Consider the following 15,501-nt stretch of genomic DNA (forward strand, 5'->3'; position numbering starts at 1 on the left):
GGCGGTACGGGGAGAGCCGGCCCTTGGGTGGCGCCGCCGGGAAGAGGGACTCGGGGTGACGGCGAGCCGGGCGGGTCCGCCGCCGCCGCTGCCGGCACGTACCGCACCCGGCCGACCGTCAGCCCCGCGCCTCGGGCCGTCCGCCAACCGGCCCAGCTCCCTCCGCGGCCGGCCCCCTCGATCCGTCGCCGCACGGCGAATGGTGCGAACCTGAACGCATGGGTTGGGAAGAGGTCGCCGACCGGTTGTACGCGCTGCCGCCCGAGCAGTTCATCGCGGCGCGCGACGAGGCGGCCAAAGCCGCACCCCGCGGAGACGCTGCAAAGATCCGCGGGCTGCGGCGGCCCACCCTGGCTGCCTGGGCCGTGAATCTGCTGGTCCGCAGCGATCGCGACCAGATCGCCGCGCTCCTCGGCCTCGGCGAACAGCTCCGCCGCGCCCACCAGGACCTGGACGGAAGTCAGCTGCGTGAGCTCTCCGGCCGGCAGCGCCAGCTGGTGACCGCCCTCTCCCAGCAGACCCAACGCCTGGCCACCGATGCCGGACGTCCGGTGAGTGAGAGCGTGCTGCGCGAAGTGGAGGCCACCGTGCAAGCCGCGCTCGCGGACGCCGACGCGGCCGACGAACTGGCCACGGGACGGATGACCAAGGCCCTGACACCGACTGCCGGTTTCGGCCCGCCGGTCAGCGCGACGGTGCACCGGCTCCGTCCGCGTGAGCCGCGCTCCGGTACCGGCGGGCGCGCGGGACGGGGTTCATCGACGGCCCCGGGGCGTACGGCCTCGGTGACCCACCTGGCCGAGCGGGCGGAGGAGCAGGAGCGCGCCGAGCGCGAACGGCGCGAGGCGCTGGCGGCCGCCCTCGACCTCGAGGTGGAGCTGGAGCACAGCGCCCGCGACAGCGAGCAGAAGTCGGCTGACTCGCAGGACGAACTCGCCGACGCCGAGGCGCGGCGACGCCGGGCCGAGGAGCGCGTACGGGAGCTGGAGTCCGAGCTCAAGGAGGCGCGGGCCGAGCTGACCGAGGCACGGCGGGGTGAGCGGAACGCGCGCGTCCCGGCACGGCGGGCGCGCGAGGCGGCCGAGCGGGACCGCAAGCGTGCCGAGGACGCGGCCGCCGACGTCGACCGGCTGGAGGCGGAGGAACCGCGTGGCCGGGGTGGCAGAACGCGGCGCTGATCGAAGAACAGGGCGCTGGCGAAGGGCAGGACGGCGCGGAAACACCGGCTGCCTGCCTCACGCGTACAGCCTGCCTCATGCGTACAGGAGAAGTCACCGGCCGCAACCATGCGCCGCACGCGACCGGCCGACGTGGACGGGGCGCCGGAGCCGCCCGCTTCTTGCGGACCCTCATTGCACGGTGCGCGGTACACGTCCCCGCTTCTCCGTGCCGGATCATCACTCTCGACGCCCACGCCACTTTCCATGACAGCACTGCGGCCGCCCGACGTCCAGGCCCGGCCCCGAGGACCGTACGGCGGCAGGCTCCGCCGCCCTTCGCGAGGGCCCCTGCACCACTCCTGGAGCGCCCCGGCCCCCTCCCGTAACCGTTCCGGCGAGGGGGCCCGTACCGTTCCGGCCAGGGGGCCCGTGACGCGCTGCGCCGCAGGACACCGCGGCCTAGGCTTCCGTGCATGAGCGCACACTTTGACGTCGTGGTCCTGGGCGCAGGCCCGGGAGGGTATGTCGCCGCGGTCCGAGCCGCCCAGCTCGGCCTCAGCACGGCGATCGTCGAGGCGCGGTACTGGGGCGGGGTCTGCCTCAACGTGGGCTGCATCCCTTCCAAGGCCCTGCTGCGCAACGCCGAACTGGCGCACATCTTCACCCAGGAGGCGAAGACGTTCGGCATCCGGGTCGAGGGCCGCGTGAGCTTCGACTACCGCGAGGCCTTCAACCGCAGCCGGAAGGTGGCGGACGGGCGCGTCAAAGGCGTGCACTACCTGATGAAGAAGAACGGCATCACCAAGTACGAGGGCATCGGCAGCTTCATCGACGACCACACCCTCCAGGTCACGGTGGCCGACGGCAGCACGGAGACCGTGTCCTTCGGGCACGGCATCATCTCCACCGGCGCGACGACCAAGCTCCTGCCCGGCACGTCACTGAGCAGCCGGGTGGTCACGTACGAGGAGCAGATCCTCAGCGAGGAGCTGCCGCAGTCCATCGTGATCGCCGGTGCCGGCGCGATCGGTGTCGAGTTCGCCTACGTCCTGCACAACTACGGCGTGCAGGTCACCCTCGTGGAGTTCCTCGACCGCATCGTGCCCCTGGAGGACGAGGAGGTCTCGGCCGAGCTGGCCCGCCGCTACCGCAAGCTGGGCATCGATGTCCTGCCGTCCACACGTGTCGAGGCGATCGACGACTCGGGTGAGAAGGTCCATGTCATCGTGACCACGGGCGGGCAGCGGCAGACGCTCGAGACCGACAAGGTGATGCAGGCTATCGGCTTCCAGCCGCGGGTCACCGGCTACGGCCTGGAGAACACGGGCGTCCGCCTGACCGACCGCGGCGCCATCGACGTCGACGCCCGGTGCCGCACGAACGTCCCCCACATCTTCGCCATCGGCGATGTGACGGCGAAGCTCATGCTCGCGCACGCGGCGGAGGCGATGGGGATCGTCGCGGCCGAGACCATCGGCGATGCCGAGACCATGGAGCTGGACTATGTGATGATCCCGCGGGCCACGTACTGCCAGCCGCAGATCGCGAGCTTCGGCTGGACGGAGGCGCAGGCGCGGGAACAGGGCTTCGACGTGAAGACGGCGAAGTTCCCGTTCAGCGCCAACGGCAAGTCCCACGGCCTCGGCGACACCGCCGGATTCGTCAAGATCATCAGCGATGCCCGCTACGGGGAACTGCTGGGCGCCCACCTCATCGGTCCCGAGGTCACCGAGCTGCTGACGGAACTCACGCTGGCCCAGCAGTGGGACCTGACGGTTCACGAGGTCGCGCGGAACATCCACGGTCACCCGACGCTGGGCGAGGCGGTCAAGGAAGCCGTCCACGGCCTGGCGGGGCACATGATCAATATGTGACCGGGAGGCGCTGGGCCGGCCGTGTACGCCGGGCGCGTACGGCGAGCCGGCGCGTACGGCGAGCCGGCGCTCGCACCGGCCGGACCGCTCCAGAAGCGGTTGTGCCGTTCGGCTCCCGGAGCTGCACCGGCGCCTGCTTCCCGAGCTGCCGCGCCCGCTCACGGGTCGGCCCGACGTGCTCGGCGACCTGGCCCGACGTGTGCGGCCGGCCGTCGTGGAGCCCGTAGCGGAGGGGGATCATCGCCTCGCGCCGCGGCGGCAGGGGTGCCGATGGTGGGCGGAGCTGCTCGGCGAGGGCGCGGTACTGCACCACCCGGGCGCCTGCCCTCCCGCTGACTTTCACGCGCTCGGTGTCGCCTTCACGCGCCCCTGCGACGGCGGTCAGGCTCCCGCCCTCTGCGGAACCTGCGGGCATGGGACCGCCCCCGCCACCGAGGGGGAGTGGGTGGCGGGGGCGGGTCTTCGGGGGTGCGGCTCAGCGCTGGGCCGGGCGGGCCTTGCGGTAGAGCACGGCGCCACCCAGCACCAGGCCGGCGGCGGCCGGCAGGGCGAGGCCCGTCACGTCCGCACCGGTGTGGGCCAGTGCCGCATGGGTGTTCGTCTCACCGGAGTGGGCAACGCTCCGCGGCGGCGCCGGGGTGGCCGCCTTCGGCGGCACGGGGGTACGGGGTGCTTCGGGACGCTCCTCCCCCGGCGTGTTCGAGGACGAGTTGCCGACGGCGCTGTTGCCGATTCCGACGACATTGGCCGAGTTGCCCGTGACGTTGACCGGCACGTCCACCGGCACGCGCACCGTGTTGCCCGAGACGAGGCCCGGGGAGTCGCTCCCCTGCGCCTGGGTGGCCGCCGCGGGCCGGGCACGGTGCGAGCCCTTTCCGTAACCGCCCTCGTCCTGACCGCCGGAGTCGTTCGTGCAGACGTTGCCCGAGGCGCGGTTGAGCAGGCCCACGACGTTGACCGTGTTCCCGCAGACGTTGACCGGGACGTCGACCGGAAGCTGGACCGTGTTGCCCGACAACACTCCGGGGGATCCGGCCGCGGCGCCGGTGGCACCGGCGTCGGCGTGCGCGTAACCCGCTGCCGCGGCCAGCACGCCACCCGCGGCCATGACGGTGACCAGGCCCTTCTTGGCGACCTGCTTCATACGTTCCCTGCCTTCCAGTCATCCTCGCGGGGCACATGCCCGCACCGGGAACAACGGCCGCAGAGCCAATCGGGTTATGCCTCGTATGCATTTCACTCCATCGAGTGGGCGGCTTATCGCCCCGCGACCGGCGCCGGGGCGTGCCCGCAGATCGGCGTCCGCGCAGCGCCCGGCGCTGCGCGCTCCGGCAGAACGCCCCGGAGGCCGTGCACGGGCCAAATAGCCTGATGCATACGGAAGTTGACGGAGCGACACAGCGATCCGGCGGCGGAGGACCGTCCGGGCGGCGCCCCGGGGTGCCAATGCGCCCGTGCGGAAGCCCCGTTCACCCACCCGTGGCGTCGAGCCGCGCCATCTCCTCCTCGGTGAGCGTCAGTTCGGCAGCCGCCAGTGAGTCCCGGGCGGTCTCGGGGCGGCTCGAACCCGGGATCGGGATCACCTGCGGCGACTTGGCCAGCATCCAGGCCAGGCAGACGCGCTGCGGGCTCGCCCCATGGGCCTCGGCCACCTCCGCGAACGGCGCAAAGGGCGAACCGGCCGTGGACGCCTGCGCGATGCCGCCCAGCGGCCTCCACGGCAGGAAGGCGATGCCCAGCCGGTCGCAGAGATCGAGCTCCGGCTCGCTTGAGCGGAAGTCGGGCGCGAACTGGTTCTGCACGGACGCCAGACGGCCGCCGAGGATGTCGTTCGCGAGCCCGATCTGCGCCGGGTCGGCGTTGGAGACGCCCGCATGAAGGATCTTGCCCTCGTCGAGGAGGTCGCGGAGCGCTCCGACGGACTCCTCGAACGGCACCTCGGGGTCCGGCCGGTGGAACTGGTAGAGGCCGATCGCCTCGACGCCCAGCCGCGCGAGCGAGAGTTCGCAGGCCCGCTTGAGGTGCTCGGGCCTTCCGTCCAGGGCCCAGGCGCTGCCCCCGGGTCGCACATGGCCGCCCTTGGTGGCGACGAGCACCTCGGAGCCGCGCTCGTGGCTCGCCAGCGCCTTCGCGATCAGGCTCTCGTTGTGACCCACGTCCTCGGAACCGAGGCTGTACGCGTCGGCGGTGTCGATCAGGGTGACGCCGGCGTCGAGGGCGGCATGGACGGTGGCGATCGCGCGCTCCTCGCCGGGCCTCCCCTCGATCGACATGGGCATCGCCCCGAGACCGATCGCGCTGACCTCGACGGTGCCGATACGGCGAGTCTGCATGACGGATGCCTTTCTCGTACCTGGTGGAACTCGTGTGCCGGAGGGACTCCCCTGCCTTCGGCGTCCAGCCTCGCGCCGGAGACAGCCATCTGTCCAATAGAAGAATGCGAAAGCATTCAGCGACTAGGCTGCTGAATCGTGGAACTACGGCAACTCGAGCACTTCGTGGCCGTCGCCGAGGAGCGTCACTTCACGCGCGCGGCGCAGCGGCTGATGGTCTCCCAGTCCGGACTCTCCGCCTCCGTGCGGGCACTCGAACGGGAGCTGGGCGCCCCGCTCTTCGTGCGCACCACGCGCAGCGTCGAGCTGACCGGGCCCGGCCGCGCGCTGCTGACGGAGGCCACCCGCGCGCTGGCGAGCGTACGGGCGGCCAAGGAGGCGGTGGCCGCCGTCCAGGGACTGCTGCGCGGCACGCTGACCGTGGGCACCGAGCAGTGCATCGCCGGAGTGGACGTCGCCGCGCTGCTCGCCCGGTTCCGGTCGGAGCACCCCGAGGTGGAGGTCCGGCTGCGTCAGGCGGGCTCGGCGGCGCTGGTCGCCGAGGTGGCCGCGGCCCGGCTCGACCTGGCGTTCGTGGCACTGTGCGGCGCGCCGCCCGAGGACGTACGCCTGATGCCGCTCACCCACGAACCGATGGTCCTGCTCTGCCACCCCGGCCACCGGCTCGCGGATGCGCAGGAGGTGGCGTGGGGCGAGCTGGCCGGCGAGTCGTTCGTGGACTTCCATCCCGACTGGGGGGCACGGGGGTTGACCGACCGCGCCTTCGCCACGGCCCGTACGGAGCGTCAGGTGGCGCTCGAGGTCGGAGACGTCCACAGCCTCATCGAACTCGTCGGCCACGGGCTCGGGGTCGCCGTCGTCCCGAGGCCCATGGCCCGCAAGCCGCAGGCGGCCGGGCTGGCAGAGGTTCGGCTCACGGGTGAACCGGAGCCGGTGTGGCAGGTCTCGGTCGCCGTCCCCGACGGGGACCGGGTCGGCCCCGCCGCGCACGAGCTGCTCTCCTACCTCGACGCCGGCCGCCCGTGAAGGCGGCACCGCCCCGGCCGCCGGGGGCCGTACGGGGCGGTGCCGACGGGTCGGCGGCGGGCCGGCACGATGCCACCCGCCGCCGAGGTGTTCGCCGATGTGAGAGTCAGCGGGCACTCACATCGTCTCGATCTTGATGTACCGCCGGATCCCGGGCGCCTCCGCCACGAGGGCAGTGACCACGGCGGCGGCCAGGAGGCCGACGGCGGCACGCACCAGGACCGCCGGAATGAAGATGCCGTTCTTCATCGGGGACTCACCTCCTCTCCCCTGAGCAGCTCCCCCACCAGTGATTCGACCAGGCGGGCGGCCTCGTCGACGGCCGCCTTCACGGGCGCGCTCAGTCCCACGACCACGTCCGGCTCGTCCCCGTTCATCCGCACCATCGGCTCGCAGCCGACCACGAGGATCCGGGGAAGCGGTGCCTCGCCCAGGTGGCGGGCGAGCGCGAGGACCTTCACGGGGTCCATGGCGTGCGCTTCGGGCGCGACGTCGCCCTCCGTGAGGTCCGGTTCGATGACGCTCAGCGTGCCGGGCTCCAGCCCGCGCGGAGCGGCGTCCACGAGGAGCGCGACGTCGTACCCGTCGAGCAGCCGGTAGGCGAGGTCCATGCCCCGGATGCCGAAGTCGGCGACATGCACGGTGCCGGGCAGGGAGATCCCGCCGAGTGCCGCGGCCACGGCGGGCCCGAATCCGTCGTCGGCCATGAAGACATTGCCGATGCCGGCGACGAGGATCCGCGTACCGGAGGGGCTGTCGGCGACCGGTTCCGCGGGCTCCAGTTCGTCGGGCGCGAAGAAGAAGCGGTGACCGATCTGGCCGCTCGTACCGAAGTCGCGGCCCGGGTCGCCCTCCAGCACCACAGCCACATGGATGTTGCCCTCGAAGTCCTCCTCGACGCCGTCCACTTCGGCGGTACGGCCGGACAGCGCCAGGTCGAAGATGTCCGCGCTGCGCGTGGGTCGCAGCCGCACCCGGCTGCCCTTGCGCACCGTGATCCCGTTCACCGTGCAGGTACGGGTCCGGGACTGCCTGACGTCGTCCCTCGTCTGCTCGCTCACACGTCCTCCAGAGGCCGGAACTCGCGGATGGTTCCGTGCAGGGCGATCAGTTCGTCGTGGGTGAGCCCGGCGCAGCGGTCCAGGATCTCCCGCGCCCTGGGGTCGCAGGCCCTGGCCTCCCGCTGCTCCTCCTCGGTCATGCTGAGCACGCTGAGGACGAGGAGTTGGTCGATCTCGGTCCCGTCGAACAGGTCGCCGGGGCTCTCGGGCGCGACCGCCGGGAAGTCGTAGAGCGTGACCGGCGAGGAGAGCACGGTGGGTGCGCCGTCCTCGGTGTCGCCCTCGCCGACGAGGACGGGCCATGTGCCCTGGTTCTCGCAGTCCTTGGCGGCCGCGCTCAGGCGCTCGGGCGGGTCGATGAGCGAGACGAACCGGCCCGGGGCCGCGTCCAGCACGGTGTGCGTGGAGACGAAGGCGTAGGCGGCCGCCGCCTCGCGGGCGTGCCGGGCGCCGGGGGCGGGCACCGAGCAGGGCGTGGTGTTCTCCACGCGTACGGTCAGCCGGTGCACGCCGTCGGCGACGCGCTCGGCGGCGACCTCCACCGTGCCGGTCAGCGCGTTCCAGCCGCGGACGAGTGCGCCGACGCGCCGGCCCGAGGCGTCGGTCAGATCCTCGTGGTCGGTGCCCGCCGGGATGTCGACCGCGGTGGTGACGGGCCCGGTGACGGCGGCGCTCAGGCTCAGGCGTACGGGCACCTCGCGCTCCGTCGCCTCCTGCCAGGCCACATGGCGCTCCCCGTCCACCGTCAGCTCGTCCACCGGCTCGTGTCCGTCCGGCCCTTCGCGGAGCACAGTGCGGTCGACCACGTGCAGGAAGCGCACGCGGACCGACACCTCGGACCCGTCCGGCCCTTCGATGAGGACCTGGGTCTGCATACGGCTCGCTTCGCCGAGTTCGACGGCGCAGGACCGCGGGAAGACCCCGCCGAAGGTCCAGCGCTTGGTGTTCTTCAGCGCGGACCTGCGGTAGGGCCACAGCAGGTAACCCTCGTAGAGGCAGGTGCGCACGATCTTCTCCACGGCGGTGTCCGCGGTCTGCGGTACGGCGCCCTGCTTCACTGCGTCCATGGTGCTCCGGCGGTTGCGGGGGGTGCGGACATGTCGGTGACTGCGGGGCTCTTCCTGCCGTCCGACGCGGCGTCGAGCAGGCTGCGGACCGTCTCGTCCCAGCCGACGTGGACCTCGCCGGTCCGGTACGCGTCGAGCCGGTCGTAGGTCTCCCGGGAGAGCCGCAGCCAGGGGCTGCCGCCGAAGTACCGGTCGATCAGTTCGTGCCAGAGCCCGGCGGGCATGCGGTAGCGGGCGTCGCGGCTCCATGAGATCTGGGCCGTGCCCATCCCTCCGCCGGGCGCCTCGTAGAAGATCGTTCCGTTGAAGAGGAAGTCCAGTGGCACGTCACCGTCACGGACGGCACGCAGGTACTTGGTGACGGCGAGCTCGGTGTCGTAGGTGCAGGGCACGCTGAGGTGCACCGTCGTGCTCTTGTCGAACGGGGGCACCACGAGCGTGACTTGCGTCCAGGACAGCGGCCGTACGGAGCTGCCCCAGCGCTGCGGCTCGCCGAACAGCTCGGCCAGCGCCCGCTGTTCGGCCGCGTCGTAGCGGCGGCGTGCGACGTCGACGCGGATCGCGGTGGTGAGGGTGACCGAGCGGACGGGGCCGCCGCCCGCCCGGCCGATCTCCAGCCCGAACCTCAGCGTGGGGACTGCCGCGAAGCGCTCGGGTTCCACGCCCGTGACCGTGAAGACCAGGTCCGGGATGGCGTGTTCGGCGGTCACGCCGGGGAGAGGTTGGGCATGTCGGGGTCCACCGGCTCGTGGTGCTTGGCGTTGATTCCGGTCGACCTGCGAGCCGTGGAGCGGTCGTCCTTGCGGTGTCCCGGCTCGCGCTTGCGACGTGTGTCGTTGCCTTCGCGGACGCCCTTGACGTGCGCCGGCGTATCGGGCTTGACATCGGCCTTTCCTACGTTGATGTCGGCCATGACGCCTCCTTGGCTGCTGGGTCGGAGTCGGTGGACAGGTCGCGGAAGAAGCCTTCGATCTGCTGCCATACGTCGGGCCCCCCGCCCAGTCCCTTCCAGTGTGCGCGCACCAGCGCGACCAGGCGATAGCAGTCGTCCAGCGGCACCAGCCAGTGCTCCCGGGCGCCTCGCGCCCGGTTGACCAGCAGGGCCTCCACATCGTCGGCGAGGCCGGCCAGGGCGGGGTGGGAGCCCTGGACCTCGGCCCAGCTCTGCGGATCGACGGTGGAGCGCAGTACGCCCATCGGGCTCGGATAGCCGACGGAGACCTCGCCCGACATCTCACCGCGTGTGAAGAACGCCAGCTCCACGGGGACCCCGAGACCGGCCAGGGTCATGTCGTCGATCTCGCAGCCGTCCAGCCGCAGCCGTCGCTGCGGCAGCAGCCGGTAGTGGGCGCCTCCGGACTCCTTGCGGTCGAACAGCAGCGAGCAGGCGCGGCACGCGCAGGAGACCTGCCCTTCCTGGATGTCCAGCAGGTGGCGGTGGTCCGGGGCGAGCGCCTCCGCGCAGAGGTCGCACCGCTCCGGCCCCGCCGACCCCGCCGTCCCTCCCGGCTCCGTGGAGCGGGAGGGACGGCGGGCAAGACCCCGAAGCCGGGGTGCGGCGAAGGAGGACGCGCTCACCCGGCACCGCGTCCCGTCAGGGTGCGGCCCTTGAAGAGCGCGTCCACGGGAATGAGCGTCTCCGGCTCGGGAGCCTGCACGGTCTCGATGTCGATGCGTTCGACCTCGGGCGCCGCACCGCCCACGGCGTCCCGTACGGTCTGCTCCAGGGCGTCCGGCGAGGACGAGCAGCCGCGGCCGCCCTGGACCCGGATCCGTACCGCTCCGTCCGCCGCTTCCAGCAACTCGGCGTCCCCGCCCAGGGATTGGAGCTGCGGGCGGACCTGCTCGACGGCCCGGCGGGCGCGGACGTCCGCCGGGTCGGGGTGCAGATCGTGCACGAGCAGCAGATGGCCGACGAGTTCGTCGTCCGCGAGTCGCCGTGCCAGGGCGCCGTCACCCTCACCGCTCGTGGCGTGTTCCATGACCCGGCCGAGGCACTCCCCGTAGAGGTCGACCAGCGCCTCGACGCATTCCAGGGCGCGTGCGGCCGCGACGTTGTCCGGCAGGGTGTCCAGACCGGCCAGCAGTTCCTCGGTGCGCGCGACGTGCCGGCGCGCGTCCTCCTCTTCCCACGGCATGCGGCCCGCCTAGTTGAGAGCGCCGAAGGTGGGCGAGTGGGTCTGGCGCAGGGTGCGCCCGTCGCCGAGGTACATGTGCACGCCGCAGGGAAGGCACGGGTCGAAACTGCGGACGGTGCGCATGATGTCGATGCCCTTGAAGTTCTCCGGGCCGTTCTCCTCGAAGATGGGCGTGCCCTGGACGGCGTCCTCGTACGGGCCGGGGGTGCCGAAGGAGTCGCGGGGAGAGGCGTTCCACGGCGTCGGCGGGTACGGGTGGTAGTTCGCGATCTTGCCGTCCTCGATCACCAGGTGGTGCGAGAGGACACCGCGGACCGCCTCGTGGAAGCCGCAGCCGATGGCGTCCTTGGGGACCTTGAAGTCCTCGAAGACCTTGGTGCGTCCGGCCCGGACCTCACCCAGCGCCTTGTCGACGAAGAAGAGCGCCATCGCGGCGGAGTAGGCCACGAAGTACATCCTGGCCCGGTTGCGCTCGATGGTGTTCGGGAAGGGCGGCGGCCGCCACTCGAGCCGGGTCTCGGGCGTCCCGGGGGTCTTCGGCAGATCGATCTGGACGCTGTGCCCGGTGGAGCGGACGTACGGGGTGTTGACCAGGCCGGCCAGCGAGGTGGCCCACAGGCGGGCGATCGCACCGCCGCCGGTCTCCAGCGGCAGGTGGTCGCCGGTGCGCTTGTCGAACCAGCGCGGGCTCATCACCCAGCTGTACTTGCCGCCCTCCAGGTCGCGCTTCTGCGGCGCGGGGAGGGTGGTCTGGTTCCAGGGGTGGCGGCGGTCGACGGGGTTGCCCAGCGGGTCCTTGTCGACAAAGGTCTGCTCGTTCGTCCAGTCCTCGTAGTAGGAGCTGCCGAGCATGATGCGCATGCCGAGGTTGATGTCGACCAGGTCGGTGGTGATCAGCTCGTTGTCGACGATGATGCCGGGAGTGACATACATCGCCCGGCCCCAGTCGGTCATCGTGCGGTAGTCGTAGTCCGCCACGTCGGGGTCCTGGAACGAGCCCCAGCAGCCGAGCATGGTGCGCCGCCGGCCGACCTCCTCGTAGCCGGGCATCGCCTCGTAGAAGAAGTCGAAGATGTCGTCGTTCATGGCGACGGCCTTCTTGATGAAGTCCATGCACTTCATCAGACGCACGAGGTAGTCGGTGAAGACCTGCGGCGTCGCGACGGTGCCCACCCCGCCCGGGTAGAGCGTGGACGGGTGGACGTGCCGCCCCTCCATCAGGCAGATCATCTCGCGGGTGATGCGGCTCATCACGAGGGCCTCGCGGTACATCTCGCCCTCGAACGGGTTGAAGGCGCGCATGATGTCGCCGACCGTCTTGTAGCCGTGGGCGTCGCCGCGGGGGGCGGGCGTGCGGTTCGCCTGCTCCATGACGCCCGGATTGGTCTCCTTGACCATGCGTTCGCAGTAGTCGACGAAGACCAGGTTGTCCTGGAAGATCGTGTGGTCGAACATGTACTCGGCCGCTTCGCCGAGGTTGATGATCCATTCGGCGAGCGGCGGGGGCTTCACCCCGTACGCCATGTTCTGCGCGTACACCGAGCACGTGGCGTGGTTGTCCCCGCAGATGCCGCAGATGCGACTGGTGATGAAGTGGGCGTCCCGCGGGTCCTTGCCCTTCATGAAGACGCTGTAGCCGCGGAAGATGGACGAGGTGCTGCGGCACTCGGCCACGACGCGGTTGTTGAAGTCGATCTTCGTATAGATGCCCAGGTTGCCGACGATCCTGGTGATGGGGTCGAACGCGACCTCGGTGAGGTTGCGTTGCTCGGGCGGGATGGTCTCACTCGTCGTCACAGAATTGGTCCTTGTCTCGCAACGTCAGCGGCCCGACCAGCGCGGGGCGAAGCCGGAGGTGAGCTCGGCACGGTTGTGGCGCCACTTGGGTTCGCGGTTCACCGCTCGGTTGGTGATGCCGCGCAGCGATCTGATGAGGGGCCCGTAGGTGGAGCCGAGCACGGCGGAGGAGAGGGAGCCGCCGGGGGGCTCGTCCATGAAGGGCATGAACATGTCGGGGAAGCCGGGCATGGTGCAGCCGATGCAGATGCCGCCGACGTTGGGGCAGCCGCCGACGCCGTCCATCCAGCCGCGCTTGGGGACGTTGCAGTTCACCACGGGACCCCAGCAGCCCGTCTTCACCAGGCACTTGGGCGAGTTGTAGTCCTTGGCGAAGTCACCCTGCTCGTAGTACGCGGCACGGTCGCAGCCCTCGTGCACGGTCTTGCCGAACAGCCAGGTGGGACGGCCCTGTTCGTCCAGCGGGATCGGCGGAGCCATCCCTGCGGCCTGGTAGAGCATCCAGGTCAGGGTCTCCATGAAGTTGTCGGGCTGGACGGGGCAGCCGGGGACGTTGACGATCGGCAGCCCGCTCGCGGAACGGAAGTCCTTGCCCAGGTAGTCGGTGAGGCCCATGGATCCGGTGGGGTTTCCCGCCATGGCGTGGATGCCGCCGTACGTCGCGCAGGTGCCGATGGCGACCACGGCGAAGGCCTGCGGCGCGAGGCGGTCGATCCAGGTGTTCAGCGTGATCGGCTCACCGGTGTCCGGGTCGTTGCCCATGGACGTCCAGTAGCCGTCCCCGTTGATCCGCTCGTTGGGGATGGACCCCTCCACGACGAAGACGAAGGGCCCCAGTTCGCCGCGGGCAGCCTGGTGGAAGGGCCGCATGAAGTCGTCGCCGGTCTCGTAGGCCAGCACCTTGTTGTGCAGATGGACCTTGGGAAGGCCTGGGATGGCGCCCATCACGACGTCTTCGATGCTCGGCAGCGACGCGGCCGTGACCGAAACCGTGTCGCCGTCACAGCTCATGCCTTCGGACGTCCAGAGGATGTGAACCTCTTCAACGCCGCTGGGGGTCGAGGTGACGGTGCTCATGGCGCCTTCTTTCCTGGGACCGGGTTCTACGGAAGGCTGACATGACGGACATATACCTACAACTTGAACACGCTGCAGGGCTCCTTCCGGACGAAGGCCGCCCGGAGGGCGTGGTACGGCGCCTCCGGGTCGAAGAAGGCTCTCCGCATGTGGGCCAGCTCCTCCACCCGGTACGCGCCCAGCGGCTTGGCGGCCTCGTCCCGCTCCCGCACGCTCTTCTTCTCCGCGATGCGGTCCCGTAGCACGGACGAGGAGGCGAGTCTGAGGGCCATTCGGGTGGCCTCCGCCGCGAACTCCTCGGGCCCCGAGTCCACGACCCGGTCGACGAGCCCGGCTCTCAGGGCCCCCGCGGCGCTGACCGGCAGCGCCTCACGGGTCAGCCGCGCGGCCTCGGCGTCCCCGACCCGGCGGGGCAGGGTGTACGTCCAGAACTCCGAGCCGTGAAGCCCCATGCGGCGGTAGTGCGGATTGAGCACCGTGCCGGTTCTGCACCACACCTCGTCCGCCGCCAGGGCCAGCATCACTCCCCCGGCGGCGGCGTTGCCGCCGAGCGCGGCGACGACCAGGCGGTCGGTGGTGGTCAGGATCTCCTCGACCAGGTCGTCCATGGCCTGGATGTTCGCCCAGGACTCGGCCGCCGGGTCGTCGGCGGCCTCGATGACGCCGAGATGGATCCCGTTGGAGAAGAAGTCCCGCGCGCCCCCGAGCACCACCACGTCCGTGGGGCGGGAGCAAGCGAAGCGGTACGCCGTCAGGAGCCGGCGGCACCGGTCCGTGCTCATCGCGCCGCCCGGGAAGGAGAACCGCAGGAAACCGACCGGGCCGCTCTCGTCGTACCGGACGTCGGACCAGGTGCGGTGGCCCTCCTCGGGCCAGAGCGGAGCGGGTGTCTCGGGCACGTCGGGCAGCCGGGATCCGAGCGCCTGGACGGCGGGCAGTTTGAACATACGGGGGCCGCCCGGCCGTCTCCGGGGCCGCAGCTCCGGGATCCAGACCGCACCGTCGGCCGTCGCGCGGCAGATCGCTCCGCAGCGCGTGGCCAGTACCCGGCCGGGCTCACCCCGCAGCGCGTCCTCCGCGTGGCCGCCGTGCAGGAACCACTCGCCGTCGAGGAACGCGTCCAGGACGCCGGGGCGGGAATCGGCGGCGCGCAACTTCCGCAGCACGGTCCCGGTGGAGTCGGTGTCCCAGTCGATCCGGCGCAGGTCCTGGGCGAAGTACGGGCGCCAGCCGTCGCCGGTGGACGGCGCGTGCGTCCGCGGCACGTACGTCCCCGAGGCGAAGCGCTCCACGGCGAGGAGGACGGCCCGGAGAGCGGCGTCGGCCGTCTCGCCCCGGTACAGCTCGCTCTTGGCCACCTTCGCCGGCACCGGGAAGGACGCCGAGGCCCACACCGGACCGGCGTCCATCTCCGCGTCCGCCTGCAGCACCGTCACGCCCCACTGGGGGACGCCCTCGTGGACGGCCCAGTCCAGGGACGACGGGCCGCGGTCGCCGGGCGGCCCGGGATGCACGACCAGGCAGGTGTGCTCCGCCCAGACGTCCTGCGGGATGGCGGTGGTCAGCATCGGGGCGACGACGAGGTCGGGGGCGTGCCGCCGTACGGCCTCCCGTACCGCCTCGTCCGAGACGGCGAGCTCCACCTCGACCGTGTGGCGGCGGTCGCGGAGCTCTGCGAAGACCCGCTGCGTCAGGCTGTTGAACGCGCTCGGGACGAGCAGGATGTGCATCACGCCTCCTGGGCATGGCCGTTGCTCTCGGGGTCTCGGGACGGTCAGGTTTCGCAAGGTCGGGTCCCGGGGCGATCAGGGCCTCGGACGGTCGAGGTCGGGGCGGCCGGGGGCCGGGGGTTCGGGGCGGTCCGGGGATCCCGCGTGGCGATGGTGACCAAGGAAGCGGGCGAGCGGGGTCGGGACGCGCCCGTGTTGGGCCGCCCGGGCGAATTCGGCGGCCCCCGCAGGCTCGCCG

General features: G+C 71.4%; 16 protein-coding genes. 3 read left to right on the forward strand and 13 right to left on the reverse strand.

What is annotated here, in order from left to right:
• Window positions 1-218: 218 nt before the first annotated feature.
• Both ACGFNH_RS29085 and lpdA read left to right on the forward strand, forming a co-directional pair.
• On the forward strand, window positions 219-1,178 hold the full coding sequence (locus ACGFNH_RS29085; protein WP_393658740.1) for a hypothetical protein: 960 nt from the start codon (window positions 219-221) through the stop codon (window positions 1,176-1,178).
• Between the two features lie 455 nt (window positions 1,179-1,633).
• Complete coding sequence (gene lpdA, locus ACGFNH_RS29090; RefSeq protein WP_393658742.1) at window positions 1,634-3,034, forward strand: dihydrolipoyl dehydrogenase; 1,401 nt, start codon at window positions 1,634-1,636, stop codon at window positions 3,032-3,034.
• Here lpdA and ACGFNH_RS29095 read toward each other — a convergent pair.
• The 3 genes from ACGFNH_RS29095 to ACGFNH_RS29105 all read right to left on the reverse strand — a co-directional run bounded on the left by ACGFNH_RS29095 (window position 3,024) and on the right by ACGFNH_RS29105 (window position 5,367).
• Window positions 3,024-3,449 carry a sigma factor-like helix-turn-helix DNA-binding protein gene (locus ACGFNH_RS29095; RefSeq protein ID WP_393658744.1) on the reverse strand — a complete coding sequence of 142 codons (426 nt, stop codon included), beginning with the start codon at window positions 3,447-3,449 and terminating at the stop codon, window positions 3,024-3,026. The genes lpdA and ACGFNH_RS29095 overlap by 11 nt on opposite strands.
• A gap of 60 nt (window positions 3,450-3,509) precedes the next feature.
• Window positions 3,510-4,178 carry a chaplin gene (locus ACGFNH_RS29100; protein ID WP_393658746.1) on the reverse strand — a complete coding sequence of 223 codons (669 nt, stop codon included), beginning with the start codon at window positions 4,176-4,178 and terminating at the stop codon, window positions 3,510-3,512.
• A gap of 325 nt (window positions 4,179-4,503) precedes the next feature.
• Window positions 4,504-5,367 (reverse strand): aldo/keto reductase, encoded by an 864-nt coding sequence (locus ACGFNH_RS29105; protein WP_393658748.1) that lies wholly within the window; start codon window positions 5,365-5,367, stop codon window positions 4,504-4,506.
• A gap of 138 nt (window positions 5,368-5,505) precedes the next feature.
• On the opposite strand from ACGFNH_RS29105, the gene ACGFNH_RS29110 reads away from it, so the two are divergent.
• On the forward strand, window positions 5,506-6,393 hold the full coding sequence (locus ACGFNH_RS29110; protein WP_393658750.1) for a LysR family transcriptional regulator: 888 nt from the start codon (window positions 5,506-5,508) through the stop codon (window positions 6,391-6,393).
• A gap of 117 nt (window positions 6,394-6,510) precedes the next feature.
• Here the strand turns inward: ACGFNH_RS29110 and ACGFNH_RS29115 are convergent, their stop codons facing one another.
• From ACGFNH_RS29115 to ACGFNH_RS29160, 10 genes are read right to left on the reverse strand one after another with little or no spacing between them, the layout of a single operon-like run.
• Complete coding sequence (locus ACGFNH_RS29115; protein ID WP_393658752.1) at window positions 6,511-6,642, reverse strand: DUF6893 family small protein; 132 nt, start codon at window positions 6,640-6,642, stop codon at window positions 6,511-6,513.
• A complete protein-coding gene (locus ACGFNH_RS29120; protein WP_393658754.1) occupies window positions 6,639-7,454 on the reverse strand; it encodes a hydrogenase maturation protease in 816 nt (271 codons plus the stop codon). The genes ACGFNH_RS29115 and ACGFNH_RS29120 overlap by 4 nt, the downstream gene beginning before the upstream one ends.
• Window positions 7,451-8,521, reverse strand: a complete 1,071-nt coding sequence (locus tag ACGFNH_RS29125; RefSeq protein WP_393658756.1) for a hypothetical protein — start codon at window positions 8,519-8,521, stop codon at window positions 7,451-7,453. Before ACGFNH_RS29125 ends, ACGFNH_RS29120 begins: the two co-directional genes overlap by 4 nt.
• Window positions 8,509-9,231: a DUF6084 family protein gene (locus ACGFNH_RS29130; protein ID WP_393658758.1), complete on the reverse strand. Its 723-nt coding sequence runs from the start codon at window positions 9,229-9,231 to the stop codon at window positions 8,509-8,511. Before ACGFNH_RS29130 ends, ACGFNH_RS29125 begins: the two co-directional genes overlap by 13 nt.
• On the reverse strand, window positions 9,228-9,434 hold the full coding sequence (locus ACGFNH_RS29135; protein WP_393658760.1) for a hypothetical protein: 207 nt from the start codon (window positions 9,432-9,434) through the stop codon (window positions 9,228-9,230). The genes ACGFNH_RS29130 and ACGFNH_RS29135 overlap by 4 nt, the downstream gene beginning before the upstream one ends.
• A complete protein-coding gene (locus tag ACGFNH_RS29140; protein ID WP_393658762.1) occupies window positions 9,416-10,099 on the reverse strand; it encodes a DUF5947 family protein in 684 nt (227 codons plus the stop codon). Before ACGFNH_RS29140 ends, ACGFNH_RS29135 begins: the two co-directional genes overlap by 19 nt.
• The gene (locus ACGFNH_RS29145; RefSeq protein ID WP_393658764.1) at window positions 10,096-10,659 is read right to left on the reverse strand and encodes a NifU family protein; all 564 of its coding nucleotides are present in this window, start codon (window positions 10,657-10,659) and stop codon (window positions 10,096-10,098) included. Before ACGFNH_RS29145 ends, ACGFNH_RS29140 begins: the two co-directional genes overlap by 4 nt.
• Window positions 10,660-10,668: 9 nt before the next feature.
• A complete protein-coding gene (locus ACGFNH_RS29150) occupies window positions 10,669-12,456 on the reverse strand; it encodes a nickel-dependent hydrogenase large subunit (RefSeq protein ID WP_393658766.1) in 1,788 nt (595 codons plus the stop codon).
• A 24-nt stretch (window positions 12,457-12,480) separates the two neighbouring features.
• Complete coding sequence (locus ACGFNH_RS29155) at window positions 12,481-13,533, reverse strand: hydrogenase expression protein HypE (protein WP_393658768.1); 1,053 nt, start codon at window positions 13,531-13,533, stop codon at window positions 12,481-12,483.
• A gap of 56 nt (window positions 13,534-13,589) precedes the next feature.
• Window positions 13,590-15,263 carry an enoyl-CoA hydratase-related protein gene (locus ACGFNH_RS29160; protein WP_393658770.1) on the reverse strand — a complete coding sequence of 558 codons (1,674 nt, stop codon included), beginning with the start codon at window positions 15,261-15,263 and terminating at the stop codon, window positions 13,590-13,592.
• Window positions 15,264-15,501: the final 238 nt, after the last annotated feature.

The sequence above is a fragment of the Streptomyces sp. NPDC048639 genome, from assembly GCF_043199075.1.
Taxonomy (GTDB): Bacteria; Actinomycetota; Actinomycetes; order Streptomycetales; family Streptomycetaceae; genus Streptomyces.